Origin of the sequence: Microbacterium sp. UBA3486 (genome assembly GCF_002377845.1) — a bacterium.
Lineage (GTDB): Bacteria > Actinomycetota > Actinomycetes > Actinomycetales > Microbacteriaceae > Microbacterium > Microbacterium maritypicum_A.
This window is the reverse complement of the sequence record NZ_DFQP01000055.1, coordinates 15,164-32,351: the sequence shown is the minus strand read 5'-3', so window position 1 is coordinate 32,351 and position 17,188 is coordinate 15,164. Positions and strand designations below refer to the sequence as shown.

At 68.9% G+C, this 17,188-nt stretch carries 15 protein-coding genes; 8 read left to right on the top strand and 7 right to left on the bottom strand.

Going from position 1 to position 17,188, the window contains the following annotated elements; translation table 11 throughout:
• The first annotated feature begins 220 nt into the window (after positions 1–220).
• From B2869_RS07990 to B2869_RS07980, 3 genes are all read left to right on the top strand, one after another.
• On the top strand, positions 221–1,204 hold the full coding sequence (locus B2869_RS07990; protein ID WP_029258167.1) for an aldo/keto reductase: 984 nt from the start codon (positions 221–223) through the stop codon (positions 1,202–1,204).
• Between the two features lie 84 nt (positions 1,205–1,288).
• Positions 1,289–2,086 (top strand): PP2C family protein-serine/threonine phosphatase, encoded by a 798-nt coding sequence (locus tag B2869_RS07985; RefSeq protein WP_021199379.1) that lies wholly within the window; start codon positions 1,289–1,291, stop codon positions 2,084–2,086.
• Between the two features lie 58 nt (positions 2,087–2,144).
• A complete protein-coding gene (locus B2869_RS07980) occupies positions 2,145–4,535 on the top strand; it encodes an FtsK/SpoIIIE domain-containing protein (RefSeq protein WP_292764795.1) in 2,391 nt (796 codons plus the stop codon).
• A gap of 456 nt (positions 4,536–4,991) precedes the next feature.
• On the opposite strand, the gene B2869_RS07975 is transcribed toward B2869_RS07980, so the two are convergent.
• Positions 4,992–5,987 carry an asparaginase gene (locus B2869_RS07975; RefSeq protein WP_029258169.1) on the bottom strand — a complete coding sequence of 332 codons (996 nt, stop codon included), beginning with the start codon at positions 5,985–5,987 and terminating at the stop codon, positions 4,992–4,994.
• 67 nt (positions 5,988–6,054) lie between these two features.
• Here B2869_RS07975 and B2869_RS07970 point away from each other — a divergent pair, with 67 nt between their 5' ends.
• On the top strand, positions 6,055–6,549 hold the full coding sequence (locus B2869_RS07970; protein WP_292764791.1) for an OsmC family protein: 495 nt from the start codon (positions 6,055–6,057) through the stop codon (positions 6,547–6,549).
• Positions 6,550–6,565: 16 nt separating this feature from the next.
• Here the strand turns inward: B2869_RS07970 and B2869_RS07965 are convergent, their stop codons facing one another.
• Positions 6,566–7,363, bottom strand: a complete 798-nt coding sequence (locus tag B2869_RS07965; RefSeq protein ID WP_292764789.1) for a lysophospholipid acyltransferase family protein — start codon at positions 7,361–7,363, stop codon at positions 6,566–6,568.
• Positions 7,364–7,486: 123 nt separating this feature from the next.
• Here B2869_RS07965 and B2869_RS07960 point away from each other — a divergent pair, with 123 nt between their 5' ends.
• Both B2869_RS07960 and dxr read left to right on the top strand, forming a co-directional pair.
• The gene (locus tag B2869_RS07960) at positions 7,487–8,449 is read left to right on the top strand and encodes an FKBP-type peptidyl-prolyl cis-trans isomerase (RefSeq protein WP_292764787.1); all 963 of its coding nucleotides are present in this window, start codon (positions 7,487–7,489) and stop codon (positions 8,447–8,449) included.
• A 37-nt stretch (positions 8,450–8,486) separates the two neighbouring features.
• Positions 8,487–9,569: a 1-deoxy-D-xylulose-5-phosphate reductoisomerase gene (dxr, locus tag B2869_RS07955; RefSeq protein WP_292764783.1), complete on the top strand. Its 1,083-nt coding sequence runs from the start codon at positions 8,487–8,489 to the stop codon at positions 9,567–9,569.
• A gap of 36 nt (positions 9,570–9,605) precedes the next feature.
• Here the strand turns inward: dxr and B2869_RS07950 are convergent, their stop codons facing one another.
• The 3 genes from B2869_RS07950 to B2869_RS07940 all read right to left on the bottom strand — a co-directional run bounded on the left by B2869_RS07950 (position 9,606) and on the right by B2869_RS07940 (position 12,727).
• Complete coding sequence (locus B2869_RS07950) at positions 9,606–11,228, bottom strand: Mur ligase family protein (RefSeq protein WP_292764781.1); 1,623 nt, start codon at positions 11,226–11,228, stop codon at positions 9,606–9,608.
• A gap of 93 nt (positions 11,229–11,321) precedes the next feature.
• A complete protein-coding gene (locus tag B2869_RS07945; protein ID WP_292764779.1) occupies positions 11,322–12,041 on the bottom strand; it encodes a YcnI family protein in 720 nt (239 codons plus the stop codon).
• Positions 12,042–12,142: 101 nt separating this feature from the next.
• A complete protein-coding gene (locus B2869_RS07940; protein WP_292764777.1) occupies positions 12,143–12,727 on the bottom strand; it encodes a hypothetical protein in 585 nt (194 codons plus the stop codon).
• Positions 12,728–12,790: 63 nt separating this feature from the next.
• Here B2869_RS07940 and B2869_RS07935 point away from each other — a divergent pair, with 63 nt between their 5' ends.
• Entirely contained in the window at positions 12,791–14,104 is a 1,314-nt protein-coding gene (locus tag B2869_RS07935; protein ID WP_292764773.1) for a M50 family metallopeptidase, read from the top strand.
• Positions 14,105–14,158: 54 nt separating this feature from the next.
• Here B2869_RS07935 and B2869_RS07930 read toward each other — a convergent pair whose 3' ends face one another.
• Entirely contained in the window at positions 14,159–16,030 is a 1,872-nt protein-coding gene (locus tag B2869_RS07930; protein ID WP_292764771.1) for a chorismate-binding protein, read from the bottom strand.
• A gap of 171 nt (positions 16,031–16,201) precedes the next feature.
• Complete coding sequence (locus B2869_RS07925; RefSeq protein ID WP_292764768.1) at positions 16,202–16,828, bottom strand: pyroglutamyl-peptidase I; 627 nt, start codon at positions 16,826–16,828, stop codon at positions 16,202–16,204.
• 60 nt (positions 16,829–16,888) lie between these two features.
• On the opposite strand from B2869_RS07925, the gene B2869_RS07920 reads away from it, so the two are divergent.
• The coding region (locus B2869_RS07920; protein ID WP_292764765.1) for a flavodoxin-dependent (E)-4-hydroxy-3-methylbut-2-enyl-diphosphate synthase at positions 16,889–17,188 on the top strand (300 nt) is incomplete at its 3' end.

The following is a 17,188-nucleotide window of genomic DNA, read 5'->3' as shown; positions in this document are numbered from 1 at the left end:
CTGCGGCACCGCCCACGGCTCCGCCCGCACCGCCGACGGCTCCGCCCGCTGCTCCGCCGGCTCCTCCCGCAACCCCGGCGGCCCCGCCGACCGATCCCACACAGCCTCCGGCGTGATGATCTGACGGTGTGACCTTCTGACACAGAGCCCCCGACCTCGGTCGGGGGCTCTGTGCTGTTCCGAGTGGTCGTCTATCCGCAGCGGCCGCTAACGTGGTGGCATGGTCTCGTCCCAGCGCCGTGTGGGTGCCTCCGGTCTTCTCGTGTCCGCCACCGGCCTCGGCTGCAACAACTTCGGGCGCGCGGGGACGATGACGGAGAGTCTTGCCGGCACGCGCGAGGTGATGGATGCGGCTCTCGCCAACGGCATCACCTTCTTCGACACCGCTGACATGTATGGAGCAGCAGCGGGGGCGAGCGAGCTGCTGATGGGCGAAGCGCTCGAGGGACGCCGCGACCGTGTGGTGCTGGCGACGAAGTTCGGACACGAGCGCGACATGGGTTACGCGTTCCCCGCTGCCCGGGGTTCTCGTCGCTACGTGCGTCGGGCCGTCGAGGAATCGCTGCGCCGGTTGCGCACGGACTGGATCGACCTCTATCAGCTGCATCTCCCCGATCCCGAGACGCCGATCGCGGAGACCACGGATGCCCTCGATGAACTCGTGCGCGAGGGCAAGATCCGTTACTACGGGCACTCGAACTTCGCCGGGTGGCAGATCGCCGAAGCGGAGTTCACGACGAGGGCGCGCTCGAGCGGCAGGTTCATCTCGGCTCAGAATCACTACTCCCTGCTGGCTCGGGCGGCGGAGCGGGAAGTGCTGCCGGCGGTGGAACGCTACGAACTCGGCTTCTTCCCGTATTTCCCCCTGCACAACGGCCTGCTCACGGGGAAGTTCACTCGCGACGGCGGGCCGCAGCAGAGCCGGATCATGTCGACACGGCGCCACGTGTGGGAGAGCGCACCGTGGGATGCCCTGGATGCATTCCGCGATTTCTGCGATGAGCGCGGCATCACGATGGTCCAGGCGTCGTTCGGCTGGTTGCTCTCGCACGCGGCGGTCTCCAGCGTGATCGCGGGCGCGACCTCGGTCCCGCAGGTCGAGGCGAACGCAGACGCGGGGGAGGCCTGGCGCCCCGACGCGGCCGAACTCGCCATCATCGATGATCTGTTCCCGCTGCCGGCCGATCCGGGCGCCCGGGTGTGATCGAGGTGCGCGTGACTTCTACTACGATGTGTTGTGAGTATCCTGCGACCGTCCGACCCGCCGCAGGCCCATCGGAGGCAGCACGTGGCTGAGACGAAGACGCACCGCGTCACGGTTGCGCAGCGCCCGCTGCTGCTGTCGTGGTCCGGGATCACCGATCAAGGCCGACGCCGGGAGACGAATCAGGACGCGTTCCTCGCCGACTATCCGCTGTTCATCGTCGCTGACGGAATGGGCGGTCATGCCGGCGGCGAGATCGCGAGTCAGAGCACGGTGGCCCGGTTGCAGGCCGTCGTCTCCTCGGGGAAGGTCGACGGACCATCGATCGAGAATGCGCTCGAACTGGCTGTCGGAGACATCGCGGAGCATCCCGAGACCACCGACGAGGGCACGGGGACCACGCTCACGGGAGTGTACTTCGAGACCGATGGGGATGAGCCGCACTGGACCGCACTGAACATCGGCGACTCCCGCGTGTATCTCCTTCGCGACGATCGACTGGTCCAGATCACCACCGATCACTCGGTCGTGCAGGAACTGATCACAGCGGGCAAGCTCAGCCCGGAGGAAGCTGAAGGGCACCCCTACAGCAACGTGATCACGCGTGCCGTGGGGGCGAGTGAGCTCACAGCTCCCGATTACGTCTCCATCGACGTGCGTCCCGGTGACCGATTCGTCATCTGCTCGGACGGCCTCACCAAGGAACTGACCGACTACGGGATCCAGCATTTCCTCCGGGAGCACGACGATCCGGGTGCCGCGGTGGACGCGATGCTTGCGGCAGCGTTGGAGAACGGCGGTCGCGACAACGTGACCCTCATCATCGTCCAGGTGGCGGCAGAGGACGACTCGTCCTCCCCAATCGAGAACACCGCGGAGTAACGCTCCAGCGCTGTGCACAGCCCTGTTTCACGGGCCGTGATGCGGTCCACTGGATTCCATGGAATCCCCTCCGATCGTGCTTCCCGCGGCTCCGGCAGCGTCGCCTCGCGCTCCACTGCCTTTCATGGCCGCCCTCGTGCCGGTGGCTACAGGAGTGGTGATGTGGTTGGTCACCGGCTCCCTCCTCGCGCTGTGCTTCGCGGCGTTGGGGCCGTTGATGATCGGCGCCTCACTGCTCGACGCGACACGTACGCGGCGCCGTGAACGCCGACGAACCGAACAGCATCTCGACGCGGAGTGGGTTGCAGCGGAAGCGGATCTGGTCCAGCGCCAGCAGGGCGAGCGTGAAGCCCTGTGGCAGCGGTGGCCCGACGCCGCGACCTGCATCGCACAGGCGCCCCTGCGCGGCGCTCAGGGAGTCGACGCGACGACTCCGATCGTCATCGGTGCCGGCAGCGTGACGAGTGCGGTCCGCTGCACCGGCGCGGATGACGCGCGCGGGCGGGACTTCCGTGAACGATGCCGTGTCATCGCGGACGCGCCGGTCTCCGCGCCGATCGGTGGGGGGATCTGTCTTCGAGGTGCGCGGCCTGTGACCGAGGCGGCAGCGCGCGCTCTTATCGTGCAGCTGTGTCTGCGGTTCAGCACCGGGCAGCTGTCACTGATCGGCATCGATCCGGAAGACACTGATCTCGCTGACCACGGCCTGGCGAACCTCCCCCACGCCCGCAGTGCACGGCGTGGTGCTTTCCGGATCGGGTTCGGTCCTGCGGCGGGCTTCCGGGGGGACGTGGACGCCCTGATCGTGTTGACCGCGGTGGGGGAGGATGTACCGGCGGGAATCACGACGGTCATCGACATCGTCGAACCGCGGCGGGCGACGCTGCGCACCCCGACCGGTAGCCAGGCAGTCGCTGTCGAGTGCGTGTCCCGTGCACAGGCGGAGATCGCCTCCGTGGAGCTGGCGCGTCGCGACGACGAGACGGATGCGATCCCCGACGCGGTGCTGCTCTCCGAGCTCGAGCAGACCTCGGCCGGAGGCGGGCTCGTCGCGACCATCGGCCGAGGCGAACGCGCGAACATCACGGTCGACATCGTGGGAGACGGACCGCACGCGATCGTGACGGGGATGACGGGGACCGGCAAGAGCGAGCTGCTGGTCAGCTGGGTCACTGCCATCGCCACGGCGCACGGCCCGGACGAGGTGACGTTCGTGCTCGCCGATTTCAAAGGCGGAACGGCTTTCGAACCCCTGAGCGCACTGCCTCAGGTGGCCGCCGTCATCACTGATCTCGACGATCAGGGTGCAAGACGAGGCGTCTCCAGCCTGACCGCCGAGCTGCGACGTCGAGAGAGGGTGCTGGCCGCCGCCGGGGCGCGCGACGTCAGCGGGGTGTCGATGCCCCGGCTCATCATCGTCGTCGACGAGTTCGCCGCGCTTCTGACCGAGCACCCCGAGCTCGGTGCGGTCTTCATCGATATCGCTGCGCGCGGCCGCGCCCTCGGGATGCACCTGATTCTCGGGACACAGCGTGCCGCCGGGGTGATCAGAGACGCCCTGGCAGCGAACTGCCCCCTTCGCATCAGCCTGCGCGTCGGCGACGCCGCCGACAGTCGGCTCGTGATCGGTACCGATGCTGCCTCCGCGCTCACGGGAGACGCCGGTTCCCGCGGTCTCGGCTTGCTGCGTCGACCATCCGACCAGGAACCCGTCGCGATGCGCATCGCCCTGACTGAGGCTTCCGACATTCGTGGTGTCGGTCTGCGGTGGGCGGCAGCGGGCGAGTCATCCAGCCCGTGGCTTCCCCCGCTTCCGGCCATCCTGCCGATCGCCGAACTCGTCACGGAGGCCGGAATCCTCCCCGATGCGATCGTCCTCGGTCGCGCCGATGACCCCGGTCGCCAGGCGCAGCCGCTGGAGATGCTCCGGCGCGGAGAAGAAAGGGGGCTGGTGGTGCTGGGCGCCCCCGGATTCGGTAAGACCTCGGTGCTGAGAGCGGTCGCGGCGCAATGCGATGACGCATTCTGGATGCCCGACGATCCCGAGGGCGCTTGGGACGTGCTCGCCGCATGGGTCGAGGGCGGGGAGCGTCCGCCCTCGGTCGTCCTGATCGACGACGTGGATGCGATGCTGGCGGCTCTGCCGGCCGAATACGCGCAGCAGCTCGCCCACCGCTGGGAGCGAGTGCTTCGGGCGACTCCGGACACGACCTTCGTTCTGACGGCCACCAGGGCGAGCGGGGCGTTGGGACGTGTACTCGATCTGGTGCCGCGTCGGGCGCTGTTGCGGATGCCGACGAGACTCGAGCATCTGGCGGCCGGCGGAGAGGCATCGGGGTTCGTGCGCGACCGCGTACCCGGGCGCGCCGTAATCGGAGATCGCGAGGTGCAGTTGGCGTGGGTCGACGAGGGCCGATGGGTGCCGCGAGCAGCGCAGACGCCACGGTGAACGCCGTCGTCTGCGATCACCGCTGTCGTCAGTGCCGGCACCGATACGGTCATCGCCGCTCTGCGTGACGCGCACCCCGCATGCGAGGTGGTGGTGGCAGGATCTGAGTCGACTTCGCCGGGAACACGCTGCATCGTGGTCGCCGATGCGGAGACCTGGCAGCGGAACTGGTCGCTGTGGCAGCGCATCAGATCGGCAGGCGAGGTGCTCATCCGATGTGAACACCCCGGTGAGCTCCGGCAACTGGTCGGCGCGCGGGAGCTTCCTCCGTATGCACACCCGCACGCAGGCCGGGCCTGGTCGGTCACCGGCTCCGGTGCGCCGAAACGTGTCCACCTCGCCGAGTTGTCGCCTCGATGAAGCGTTGCCGTGAGAAGCGTTGCCGTGAGGAGACGTTGTCGTGAGGAGAAGGCGCCGCGAATCGACGCTCGGCGCCGAAGAACGCCGCCTCGGGCGTCAGACTCCTGCGCCGGGGCGGATGGAGCCGACGTTCTCCCCTCCGCCGAGCACGGCGAGCGGAAGTGCGTCCGCGAGCGATGCCACGTCGGCATCGCTCAGCCCGCCCGCCCGAGCGAGAAGGGTCGCGGCAACGATCGTCGAGGCGCGAGTGGCACCGTCGAGCATCTTCAGCGCCACGGTCGTGCCGTTGGGGGCGACCATCACCATCACGCCCTCGGCGCCGTACTTGGTGAACACGCCAAGCCTCTCGGTCGCGATCGTGTCGGGGCGGCCCGGACCCTCGATCGTCCAGGGGTTCTCCCGCACGGCGCGGACCAGGGAACCGGCCACGCGGTGGAGGGCGAAGGGCGAGCGGTCGGAAGCGGTGCCGATGCGGTGGATCGCGCGCGCCAGGCCGGTCAGCGTCATCGCATGGACCGGCGCACCGCACCCGTCGATCGCGGTGTGGGCGATCTTCTCGCCGGTGAGGCGCTCGATGACGTCGCGGATGTGCTGTTGCAGTGGATGGGTCGGGTCGAGGTACCCGTCGGTCGGCCAGCCCGTCGCCACGCATGCGCGGAGCATCGCGGCGTGCTTGCCGGAGCAGTTCATGCGCACCCGGGTCGGCTCGCCGTGCTCGCGGACGAGCTCGTCTCGCGACGCCGAGTCGCTCGGCCACGTGGCCGGGCAGCGGAGGTCGTCTTCCGTCAGCCCGCCCTCGGTCAGGATGTCGCGCACCACCGAAGCGTGACGGTCGGTGCCGACGTGACTGGCCGTGGAGAGCGCGAGCTGCTCGCCTTCGAGGACGGCACCTGCGGTGATGCAGGCGATCGCCTGGAGAGGCTTGAGGCTGGATCGCGGCAGGATCAGCGCATCGGCATTTCCATGGCGGCCGACGATGTCCCCGTCGGGGGAGAGCACGACGGCCGCGCCGGCGTGGCGGGATTCGACGAATCCGCTCCGCTCGACGACGGCGAGTTCCACGGAATCCTGAACGGTGAGAGTCTCCAGCACCCGTCAACTCTAGCCCGGGGCGTGCGGCGTCTCGCGTCGTGTCGGAGGAGCCTGACAGACTGAACAGATGGCAGAGACGACCACGCGCACGCTCGGCGAACACCGCTACGCGCTCACTTCGACGTGGACCGGCAACATCGGCACCGGGACGACCGGATACCGGGACTACCGGCGAGACGTGACGATCGAGGTCGAGGGGAAGCCCGATCTCCTCGCCTCGGCAGACAAGCCGTTCCGAGGCGATCCCTCACGATGGAATCCGGAGGACCTGCTGCTCGCCTCCCTCTCCGAGTGCCACCTGCTGTCATACCTGCACGCGTGTGTGACCGCGGGCGTCGTCGTGGTGTCCTACCGCGACCGGGCAAGCGGGACGATGCGCGAAGACGGTACGGGGGGCGGATCGTTCGTCGAGGTGATGCTGCGGCCCGAGGTCGTCGTCGCCGAGGCCTCGATGATCGACGCAGCAGAGCGCGCCCACGCCCAGGCGAACGAGTGGTGCTTCATCGCGAACTCGATGAACTTCCCCGTACGCCACCAGGCGACGGTCACAGCCCTCGCCTGATTGGGGCTCACAGGCCTCAGCGACGCTCGTGCGGGAGTGCCTGCTTGATCTTCTCGATGGCACCTTGCGCCGGTGCCTCGTTGTACGCGCCGGCGAGCTCCTGGCCGGAGAGACCGTGGATCGCCGCCATGATCTGATCGGTGGCGAGACGACGTGCCCGCCCACTGGTCGCGGGCCCGTGCGGCGAGAGGTCGAGCGGCTCGCCGAAACGCACGGTGATGCGCTCCTTGAGGGTGGGGACCTTCGCTCCCACCGGCATCACCTTGTCCGTGCCGATGAGGCCGACCGGCACCACAGGGGCGCCCGTCTGCAGAGCGAGGAACGCGACGCCCGTGCGGCCTTTGTAGAGGCGGCCGTCGGTCGAGCGGGTCCCCTCCGGATATAGGGCGACGGCGAGACCTTCATCGAGGAGCTGGCGTTGCAGGTCGAGCGCGTCCAGCGCGGCTTGTCCGGCACCGCGTCGCACCGGGATCGCGCCGATCGATTCGAAGAAGGTCTTGCTCATCCAGCCTTTGAATCCGGTGCCTTCGAAGTACGTCGACTTCGCGAGGAAGTGGACGGGACGAGGGGCCGCGACCGGGATCGCGATCGAGTCGATGAATGACAGATGGTTGCTCGCGAAGATGACGGGACCGGTCAGCGGCACGTTGTCGCGCCCCTCGATCCGAGGGCGGTACACCAGACGGGCGAGTGGCGTGATGAGGCCGCGGCCGAGCGTGTAGGCGAACCCGGCGTGGCGAGGCTTCGCAGTCTCCTCTGACGAGGATTCCTCTTCTGACGAGGATTCGGGCTCGACGGACTGCTCAGAGGTCATCAGAGCAGATTACTCCCGGATCCATGCCGGGGTGGGAATGAAGAGTTGCGCCGCGCCTCCCAGCGCGAGCAAAGGGGTATGGGGCAGGATGGAGTTTCCTGCCCGCGATCCCGAGGTCTCACTGTGCGCAAGCGTCCGCTCATCGTTCTGTCCACCGTCGCCGCGGCGACCCTGCTGCTGGCCGGTTGTGCCGGTGGTGGAGCCCCGGAGAGCTCCGGCACCCCGTCGCCCTCCGCATCGAGCACGTGCCAGCTGGATGCGAAGTCCGGGGATACCTCGGACGCGGTCGTCGTGGAGGGGGAAGGGGCAGACACCACCGTGACGGTTCCGGCCGATGCGCCGTTCGCCGGCGTCGAGAGGACCGTCATCTCCGAGGGAGATGGAGACGACGTCGTGGTCAATGACCTGGTGTCCGTCGAGTACCAGATCGTCGACGCGACCAACAATCAGGTGCTCGACTCGTCGGCTCGTGGTGAAGGCGGTGTGCTGCCCGTGCTCCTCGACACCAACCAGTCCTCGCTCTTCGTCGCGGCGCTCGAGTGCAAGCCGGTCGGCTCGCGCATCGTGCTGACTCTTCCCGGAAAGGTCCTCGGTGAGGGCGCCAACAACGTGGTCGTCTACGCCGAGGCCGTCGAGCAGCTCCCTGAAGTGGCGACGGGAACGCCGGTCGATCCGACTCCGGGCATGCCCACCGTCAAGCTCGACGACAAGGGCGCTCCGACCGTGACGATCCCGGACGGTGACGCGCCGACGGAGACCCAGGTCGCCGTCCTCAAGCAGGGTGACGGCGCGACGGTCGCCTCCGGTGACCTCGTGGTCGTGCAGTACCTGGGCGTCAAGTGGTCCGACGGCAAGGAGTTCGACTCCAGCTGGAGCCGCGACGCCGCGCCCGCGCAGTTCCAGACCACCGGCGTGGTCGCGGGCTTCCAGAAGGCTCTCGAAGGTCAGAAGGTCGGCTCACAGGTCATCGTCGTGATGCCGCCCTCCGACGGATACGGTGCGAGCGAGGGACACGAGCTCCAGAAGGAGAGCCTCGTGTTCGTCGTGGACATCCTGGCGACGACACCGGTCCAACCGCAGCAGTAACCACGGGGGAGCCGTGGGCGTGACCTAGGCTGGCGGTATGCGTCGCGTCATCGTCCTCGGCTCCACCGGTTCCATCGGCACCCAGGCACTGGATGTGATCCGTGCCAACCCTCGCCGATTCGAGCTGGTAGGTCTCGCTGCCGGGTCCAACGCCGAGATGTTGGAAGCGCAGGCCGCACAGTTCCAGGTCGAGTCGACCGCTCTCGGCGCGCTCGAGGCCGAGCAGCTGGTCCGTGACGTCGAGGCGGACGTGGTGCTCAACGCCATCACCGGCTCGATCGGACTGGGCTCGACGCTCGCGGCGCTGAAGGCGGGACGCACGCTCGCTCTCGCGAACAAGGAGTCCCTCATCGTCGGCGGCGACCTGGTCCTCGCCGCCGCCGCTCCCGGTCAGATCGTCCCGGTCGATTCCGAGCACTCGGCTCTCGCGCAAGCGCTCCTCGCCGGTACTCATGCCGAGGTGCGCCGCCTCGTGGTGACGGCCTCGGGCGGGCCGTTCCGCGGTCGCAGCCGCGCGGAGCTGACCGAGGTCACTCCGTCCGAGGCTCTCGCGCACCCGACATGGGACATGGGACGAATGGTCACGACCAACTCCGCGAGCCTTGTCAACAAGGGACTCGAGGTGATCGAAGCGCACCTGCTGTTCGACGTCGCCTACGACGACATCGAGGTGGTGGTGCACCCGCAGTCCATCGTGCACTCGATGGTCGAGTTCATCGACGGTTCCACGATCGCACAGGCCTCCCCGCCCGACATGCGTCTGCCGATCTCCCTGGGTCTGGACTGGCCGCACCGCGTCGGTGGCGTCGGACGGCCCCTCGACTGGTCATCCGCCACCTCCTGGACGTTCGAGCCGCTCGACGCCGCGGCGTTCCCCTCCGTCGCACTCGCGAAGGCGGTGGGCCGCGCCGGCGGCACGTTCCCTGCTGTCTACAACGCCGCGAACGAACAAGCGGTCGACGCGTTCCACGAGGGACGGCTCTCGTTCCTCGGCATCGTGGACACGATCGCTCGGGTCGTCGACGCGCACGATGCGCCGGACGTCCTCACCGTCGAGACGCTCGCCGAGGCCGAGGCATGGGCGCGCTCGACGGCCGATCGGATGATCGCGGCGCTCTGATCGGGGACCAGGGCGGAGTCGCCCTGGTCGAGCAGGTCAACCCTCGTCGGGGTACGGGACCGGCCAACGCGAATCGGGTACGGGCCAGCCGGCGTCGCGCAGCGCGCGGCGAGCGAGCTCGCGTGCCGAATACGGTGTGCGGACGCCGCGGATGTCGCGATAGTCCTGGTGCCCGGGGCCGGCCCACAGGATGGCGTCGCCGTCGCCGACCAGGCCGACCGCGGTGATGATGGCGTTCTCGGGCGGTGAGGCCTCGTGGATCTCGGCATCCGGTCGTGCCGTGCGGGCGCCCTCGATGAGAGTCGCCCGAATGGACGCGGGGTCCTCGAAGCGGGGGTGGTGATCGGTGACGACGAGGATGTCACTGCCTTCGACCGCCGTGCGCGCCATGTCGAAGCGCTTGCTCGCGTCGCGGTCGCCGTCGGCGCCGAAGAGCATCAGCACCTTGCCCGGTGTCACACGCCGGACGGCGGCGAGGGTCTTCTCGAATGCGTCGGGTGAGTGTCCGAAGTCGACGAAGACGGCAGGCCCGCGATCGCCGGAGACCAGCTGGGTGCGACCGGGCAGGTAGGCGCGGATCCCCCCGTCACGGGTGAGCGCATCGACGATGCGATCCCAGGCGTAGCCGCCCTCGAGGAGCATCACGATCGCCAGAGCCGCGTTGGCCGCCATGTGCGGTCCGATCACCGGGACCGTCGTGGTGAGGGACCCGGCGGGGCCGGTCATCGTGAAGGTCGTACCGGCGGCGCGCTCCTCGTCGATGACGACCACCCAGTCCGCGTCGGTCGCGGCGTCGGGATCGGCGGCGATCGACGGAGTGCCGACAGTGACGACCGGGATCTCGGCCCGGTCGACGACGACCGCACCGGACGGGGAATCCAGGCAGATGACCCCGCGCTGGGCGCGGTCGGGCCGGAAGAGGGGCAGCTTCGCTTCGAAGTACTCCTCCATGTCGGCATAGTCGTCGAGGTGATCGTGGCTCAGGTTCGTGAATCCGGCGACGTCGAACAGGATGCCGTCGACGCGGTGACGTGACAGCGCCTGTGCGCTGACCTCGACCGCGACGGCTTCGACCCGGCGCTCCCGCATCAGCGCCAGGAGCGCGTGCATCTCGGAGGCTTCGGGGGTGGTCAGGCGCGAGACGATGACCTCGCCCGCGATGTGACGTTCTGCGGTGGAGGAGAGGCCGGTGACCACGCCGATCTGATCGAGGATCCCCTCGAGCAGGTGGGAGACGCTGGTCTTGCCGTTGGTGCCCGTCGTCGCGAACAGCAGGGGGAGCGGGTCACCGGCGCCGGTGCCGTAGACCCACGCGCTGAGATCACCGAGCACGGCGCGAGGGTCGTCGACCACGAGGATCGGAAGCCCCGCGGCTTCGGCGATCTCCGCGCCAGCGTCGTCGGTGATGACGGCGACGGCACCCTTCGCAGCGGCGGTGGCGGCGAAGTCCGCGCCATGCCGGTTGACGCCGCGGATCGCGACGAATGCCTCGCCGGGACGCAGGTCTGCCGTCGCGAGGGTGATGCCGGAGAGGGTGATCCCGTCGACATCGCCGCGGACGGTGCGGGCGAAACGGGAAGCGAGTTCGGACAGCTCACGCCGGGGCGGGTTCGCGGGGCGGAGCACGGGAGGCAGGCTCGGTTGTTGTTCAATCGACATGGCGCATCCATGATCTCACGACCGTGGTGGGAACCCTTCGCCGAGTTCCCCCTCGCGCGCCGCGTTGCGGGGCACGAGGGGGAGCTCGCGTCGTCAGGCTCGGCGTCGGTAGGCGAGGATCGCGACGACCAGGGCGGCGAAACCGGCGAGAAGCCCACCCGCCCCGAGCGCCACACCCAGGGGATCGGCGACCGTGGTCGGAGCCGTGCTCGCGACCGCGGTTTCGGATTCGGTGTGCTCGCCGTGCCCGTCGGCGGCAGCGGCCGTGACGGAGACGACCGGAGCCGGCGCGTCGAGGCTGTGCGGATCCTCGCCGTTCTCGGCGATCTGCGTCCATTCGGTCGAGCCCTCGACGCACTGTTGGACCACGGGGAACGTCAGAGTGTCGGGGGTGCTCGCGTCCAGACCGACCCCCATGCTCACCGCGCCGCGAAGGTCGGTGGGCACCGGGGCGACCGCCGTATAGGTCACGGCGCTGACGAGACCGTCGTCGCCGCGCTCGACCTGGATGTCCCAGTCGGAATCCATCGTCGGCGAGACGGATGCGAGCCCCTCGGGCATCGTGATGCGCAGCGCGGTGGTGGGGGAGTTCTCGCAGCCGTGGGAGAACGAGAACGTGAGCACGCCGTGGTCTCCCGCAGCGATCTCGTCGGGGCTGACGCCCACATGGGCACCTGCCATCGTGGGAACGGCCAGGGCGAGTGCGGCTCCGCCGAGGATACCGAGCGCGGCGCGTCGCAGAGTGAGCGAGCGCCGAGCGGTGGAGCGCAGGGTGGTGGGGCGCGGAGTGCGGGTACGGATGTTGCGGGACATGAGAGTTCTCCTGGTGCTCGAAGTGCGGGCGCGCCACGGTGGCGCATCTCCGCGAGAAAGGGACGCTGCCGTGTCGGAGCAGCGGATTCGAGTGCGACGGATCAGTCGCGCAGGAGAGCGGGAGGCCCGCGCCTCGGCACAGCGGCCGAGATGGCGACGGCGAAGCTGGCGATGGTGGTCGACCGCAGCCGCGGCGGCCGGCGATGCATGGCCGGTGCCCCGGCGGACGCGCGCCGGAAGAGGGCATCCACCCAGCGGGCGACGACCCGAACGACCGCTTCTCCGTGCCACACGAGAAACGTCGTGAGCACGGCTGCGACGACGTGCGCGAACAGCATCAACGTTCCAGGGGCTGCTGTGGGCGCCGTGGAAGAGAGGGCGCTCAGATCGAGATGATGGGCGTGGCCGCCGCCTGCGATCGGAGCGGTACCGGTGGGCGAGCCCAGCAGTTGGAACACGACGTGGAAAGCGGCCTGTCCGAGGAACACGGCGATGGCGACACGACCGCGCGACTCACGGATGCCCACCAGGAGCGCCGACAGAGGGGTGAGCAGGGTCGCGACCGCCAGGATCAGCAGCATGTGCGGGACCGCTCCGCCGCCGAGGGTGTGCGAGAGGGCTGCGAGCAACGTCGCCACCGAGGAGACGGCGGCAGCGCGCACGAGTCGCAGCTGCCGGGCATTCACAGTCTCAGCCTAGCCGCGCGGGGTGCCGGGCGGATTCCTAGCTGTGGGCACTAACGTTGGCACGTGGAATTCCTGCTCTATCTGGCCGGCATCCTCTTCATGCTGATCGGCCTCGGGCTCTCGATCGGCCTGCATGAGGTGGGCCATCTCGTCCCCGCGAAGCTCTTCGGCGTGCGCGTCGGTCAGTACATGATCGGCTTCGGGCCGCGGCTGTGGTCCCGGCGCATCGGCGAGACCGAGTACGGGTTCAAGCTGCTCCCTCTGGGGGGCTTCATCTCGATGTCGGGCATGTACCCGGCGTCGAAGAACTCGGGTCCGGCGTCCGGCATGTTCCGCTCGTTGATCCAGGACGCGCGCAGCGCCAACGACGAGACCATCGCCGAGGGTGCCGAGGATCGCGTCTTCTATCGTCTTCCCGTGTGGAAGCGCGTCGTCATCATGCTCGGCGGGCCGGTGATGAACCTTCTCCTCGCGACCGTGATCTTCACCGTGCTGCTGTCGGGCATCGGCCTGCAGCAGGGAACGACGACGATCGCGTCCGTCACGGAGTGCGTGGTTCCGGCCGGTTCGACGGCGACCGAGTGCACACCCGATGATCCGGCCTCACCCGCCGCGGAAGCCGGGATCAAGCCGGGCGATGTGCTCCTGTCCATCGGCGGACAGCCCGTGTCGACGTTCGCCGAGGCGACGGCGATCGTGCAGGCCGCGCCAGGCGAAACGCTGGACATGGTCGTGAGCCGCGACGGGGCGGAGCAGTCGCTGAGCATCACGCCGATCGCCGCGGAACGCTCGATCACGGATGCCAGCGGCCAGCCCGTCCTCGATGAGGCCGGAAAGCCTGTCGTGAAGGAGGTCGGCTACGTCGGCATGGGCGCCCAGATGGGCTACGTGCAGCAGCCCCTCACCGCCGGCCCCGAGATGGCGGCGGACAGCACGGCGCGTGTCGCATCCTTGATCGTCACGCTCCCCGTGCGTCTATGGGACGTCGGCGTCTCACTCGTCACCGGCGGAGAACGCGACCCGAACGGACCGCTGAGCGTCGTCGGCGTCGGACGCCTCGCAGGAGAGGCGGCCGCTACCGATGCGCCGATCCTCAACCGGTTCGCGTTCCTGCTCGGTCTGCTGGGGTCGCTGAACATCGCGCTGTTCGTGTTCAATCTCATCCCGCTGCTCCCGCTCGACGGCGGTCACATCGTCGTGGCACTGTGGGACGGCATCAAGCGCGCGTGGGCCAAGCTCTTCCGCCGGCCCCCTCCGGCGCCCGTCGACGCGACCAAGCTCGTGCCGCTGACGGTGGTCGTCGCTGTGCTCCTGATCGGGATGGGAGCGCTGCTCCTGGTCGCCGACCTGTTCAACCCGGTCAACCTTCTCGGCTGAGTTCGCAGGCCTCGCCGGACCGCGCGGGAGGCGAACGCGAGCAGGGATTCCTGCTCAGGCCAGCGCGTGGGAGACGAGACGTTCGAGCGTGCGGATCCCGTCGCGGGACAGGATCGACTCCAGGTGTCCCTGCACCGAAGCGAAGTGGTCTCCGCGGAGCGCGTACACGTCTCCCGAGTCGGGGTCCGCCGAGACGTCGGCGGCGCCGACGACCGTCGTGCCCGGTGCGACCCGCGCGGTGAAGGTGTTGTAGAAGCCGATCGATGCGGTCTCCCCGAAGACCGGGACGGGCTTCTGCAGGCCCTGGTGCGGGGCATCGAGCGGAGTCAGGGCGATGCCGAGCTTGTCGGCGAGGATCTGGTGGCTGAGGCACACCGCGAGCAGCGGCGCGTCGGAGTCCAGTCGGCGGGCGACGACATCGCGCATCCTCGCGATGCGGGCGTTCCGCGTATCCCGAGGGTCGCCGGGGCCCGGGCCGGCGACGACCAGATCGGCGGCGTCCAGGTCCGCGTCCCGCACGTCGGCCCAGGGAGCGATCGTGACGGCGAGCCCGAGATGACGCAGCTGGTGGGCCAGCATCGTCGTGAACCGGTCCTCCGCGTCCACGACGAGAGCGGAGCGGCCGGTGAACGGACCGGTGAAGTCCTCGCCCTGCGGGTTGAGCCAGAACTCGGCCAGGCGGGCGTTGCGCGATGACAGCAGCTCGGCGACGGTCGGGTCGTCGGCGAGAGCACGCGCGTCGGCGTCGCTACGTGCCTCTGCCACCCGGTCGCGGTCGATCGCGCCGATGGCGCCCAGGACGCCGGCGGCCTTCCCGTGGGTCTCGGAGACCTCGCCCATCGGATCGGAGTGTCGAACCAGCGTCGCGCCGACCGGAACGCTGAGGGTGCCGTCCTGGAGGTAGACGGTCCGGATGAGGATCGGCGCATCCAGGTCGTGCCCGCCGTCCGCATTCGGGGTGAACAGCGCGGCGACACCGGAGTAGTAGCCGCGGGGCTTCTGCTCGTGACGGCGGATCACCGCGCAGGCGTTCTGCATGGGCGAACCTGTCACCGTCGGCGCGAACATCGTCTCGCGCAGGATGTCGCGGGGATCGAGGGCGCTGCGACCACGGAGCATGTACTCGGTGTGCGTGAGTCGCGACATCTCCTTGAGGTGCGGGCCGGTGATGCGGCCGCCGTCGGAGCAGACGGCGCTCATCATCTTGAGTTCCTCGTCGACGACCATGAAGAGTTCCTCGGTCTCCTTGGTCGAGGCGAGGAAGTCGACCAGCGTCTCCTTCGTCGCCCCTCCCGCCGGATGACGGAAGGTCCCGGAGATCGGGTTCATCGTGACGACGCCCTCGCGGGCGACCACATGCGCCTCGGGGCTGGCCCCCACGGCGATGTGCCCAGGAGTGACGACAGCGAACGTCCAGTAGGCGCCGCGCTCGTGCGTGAGGAGAGCACGGAACCACGTGAGTGCCGCGGTGCGGTCCTCGACGTCGATGGTCGCGGTGAAGTCTCGACGGATGACGAAGTTCGCGCCCTCGCCGCGTCCGATCTCGTCGGCGATGACCGTCTCGACGATGGCCGCGTAGTCCGCGTCGGCGATCTCGAAGCCGTCGTCGTGGAGGGGGACGGGCGTGATCGGGAGCGCGGGCAGAAGCTCGGCTGTCGGGAGGTGCAGGTGCTCGTCGACGATCACGCAGCGCAGCGGCGCCCCGTCGTCCTGGGCGACGAAGCCGCGTTCGCGCACCTGGCGATAGGGCACCATGGCGAACACCTCGCGCGGGGTGCCGTCGACCGAGAGGGGGATGTCGGCGAGCAGCTCGACGTCGACGACGTCCCCGCTGAGCAGTTCGACGGTGTCGGCGCCGTCGCGTGCGATGAGCACGAAGGATGCCGTGGGATCGGCGCTGAGCTCGGCGAGTCGTGAGAGGGTCATCGATGTCTCCTGTGCAGTGCTCCGGCTCGGCGCAACGAAAAGACCGCCCCGGAGGCGGTCTGAATTCGTGGGAACGCGAACACACCGCCTAGAAGGCGGGCCACCAGGTGAAGTTCGCGAGCATGGGGCCGAAACTACCACATCGCGAGCGAAGGCCACGGCGCGATGACATCACCAGATGCTGCCGCCGGCCTCCGTCGACTCGGCGTCGAGGGCGTGATCCACGATGAGGCGCAGGGAGCGCGCCAGCTGCGCGTCGGCGAGGTGCGGCGCGCCTGCAGGGGCCGTGGTCGTCGACCACGGAAGGTGCACGAATCCGGCACGCGCATCCGGCCGGACCGCACCCACTGCCGTGTACAGCACGTGGTTGCACACGTAGGTTCCTGCAGAGAGCGACAGCTGCGCCGGCAGCCCTTCCGCGGTCAGAACCTGGAGCAGACGCTTCACGGGAAGCGTCGAGAACCGCGCGGCGGGACCGCCGGCCTCGCTGGGAGCATCGACGGGCTGCTCGCCGTCGTTGTCGGGGATGCGGGCGTCGATCAGGTTGACACCGATGCGCTCGATCGCGACCCTGCTGCTCCCGCCGGCGAGCCCGGTGGCGATGACGACATCGGGGGAGTGCTCGCCGATCAGGGTCCGGAGCCGGTGAGCGGACGCCTCGAACGCGACCGGAAGCGTGGCCACCATGAGCTCGTGCGGACCGTCGTATGCGGCCGCGACCGCGTTCACGGCATCGGCAGACGGATTGCGGTCCGCCCCGTCGAAAGGGTCGAAACCGGTCAGGAGGACGACGGTCATGCCTCCAGCGTAGGTGCGTCTGTTCAGCCCACTTGCATCCTGGCGGCGTAGGCTTGGGGCGTGCCAGCAGTGAACCTCGGAATGCCGAAGATCCCCGAAGTCCTCGCCCCGCGCCGCAAGTCCCGGCAGATCAGGGTGGGCAAGGTGCTCGTGGGCGGTGACGCTCCGGTCAGCGTGCAGTCGATGACGACCACCAAGACGACCGACATCAACGGGACGCTGCAGCAGATCGCCGAGCTCACGGCTTCGGGATGCGAGATCGTCCGCGTCGCGGTGCCGCATCAGGACGATGCAGATGCATTGAAGATCATCGCGATGAAGAGCCAGATCCCCGTGATCGCCGACATCCACTTCCAGCCG

Bases quoted from the DNA above. Each gene is read 5' to 3' on its own strand.
- B2869_RS07990 (WP_029258167.1), top strand. From the start codon at position 221: ATGGTCTCGTCCCAGCGCCGTGTGGGTGCCTCCGGTCTTCTCGTGTCC.
- B2869_RS07980 (WP_292764795.1), top strand. From the start codon at position 2,145: ATGGAATCCCCTCCGATCGTGCTTCCCGCGGCTCCGGCAGCGTCGCCT.
- B2869_RS07970 (WP_292764791.1), top strand. From the start codon at position 6,055: ATGGCAGAGACGACCACGCGCACGCTCGGCGAACACCGCTACGCGCTC.
- B2869_RS07965 (WP_292764789.1), bottom strand. From the start codon at position 7,363: ATGACCTCTGAGCAGTCCGTCGAGCCCGAATCCTCGTCAGAAGAGGAA.
- dxr (WP_292764783.1), top strand. From the start codon at position 8,487: ATGCGTCGCGTCATCGTCCTCGGCTCCACCGGTTCCATCGGCACCCAG.
- B2869_RS07950 (WP_292764781.1), bottom strand. From the start codon at position 11,228: ATGTCGATTGAACAACAACCGAGCCTGCCTCCCGTGCTCCGCCCCGCG.
- B2869_RS07945 (WP_292764779.1), bottom strand. From the start codon at position 12,041: ATGTCCCGCAACATCCGTACCCGCACTCCGCGCCCCACCACCCTGCGC.
- B2869_RS07930 (WP_292764771.1), bottom strand. From the start codon at position 16,030: ATGACCCTCTCACGACTCGCCGAGCTCAGCGCCGATCCCACGGCATCC.
- B2869_RS07925 (WP_292764768.1), bottom strand. From the start codon at position 16,828: ATGACCGTCGTCCTCCTGACCGGTTTCGACCCTTTCGACGGGGCGGAC.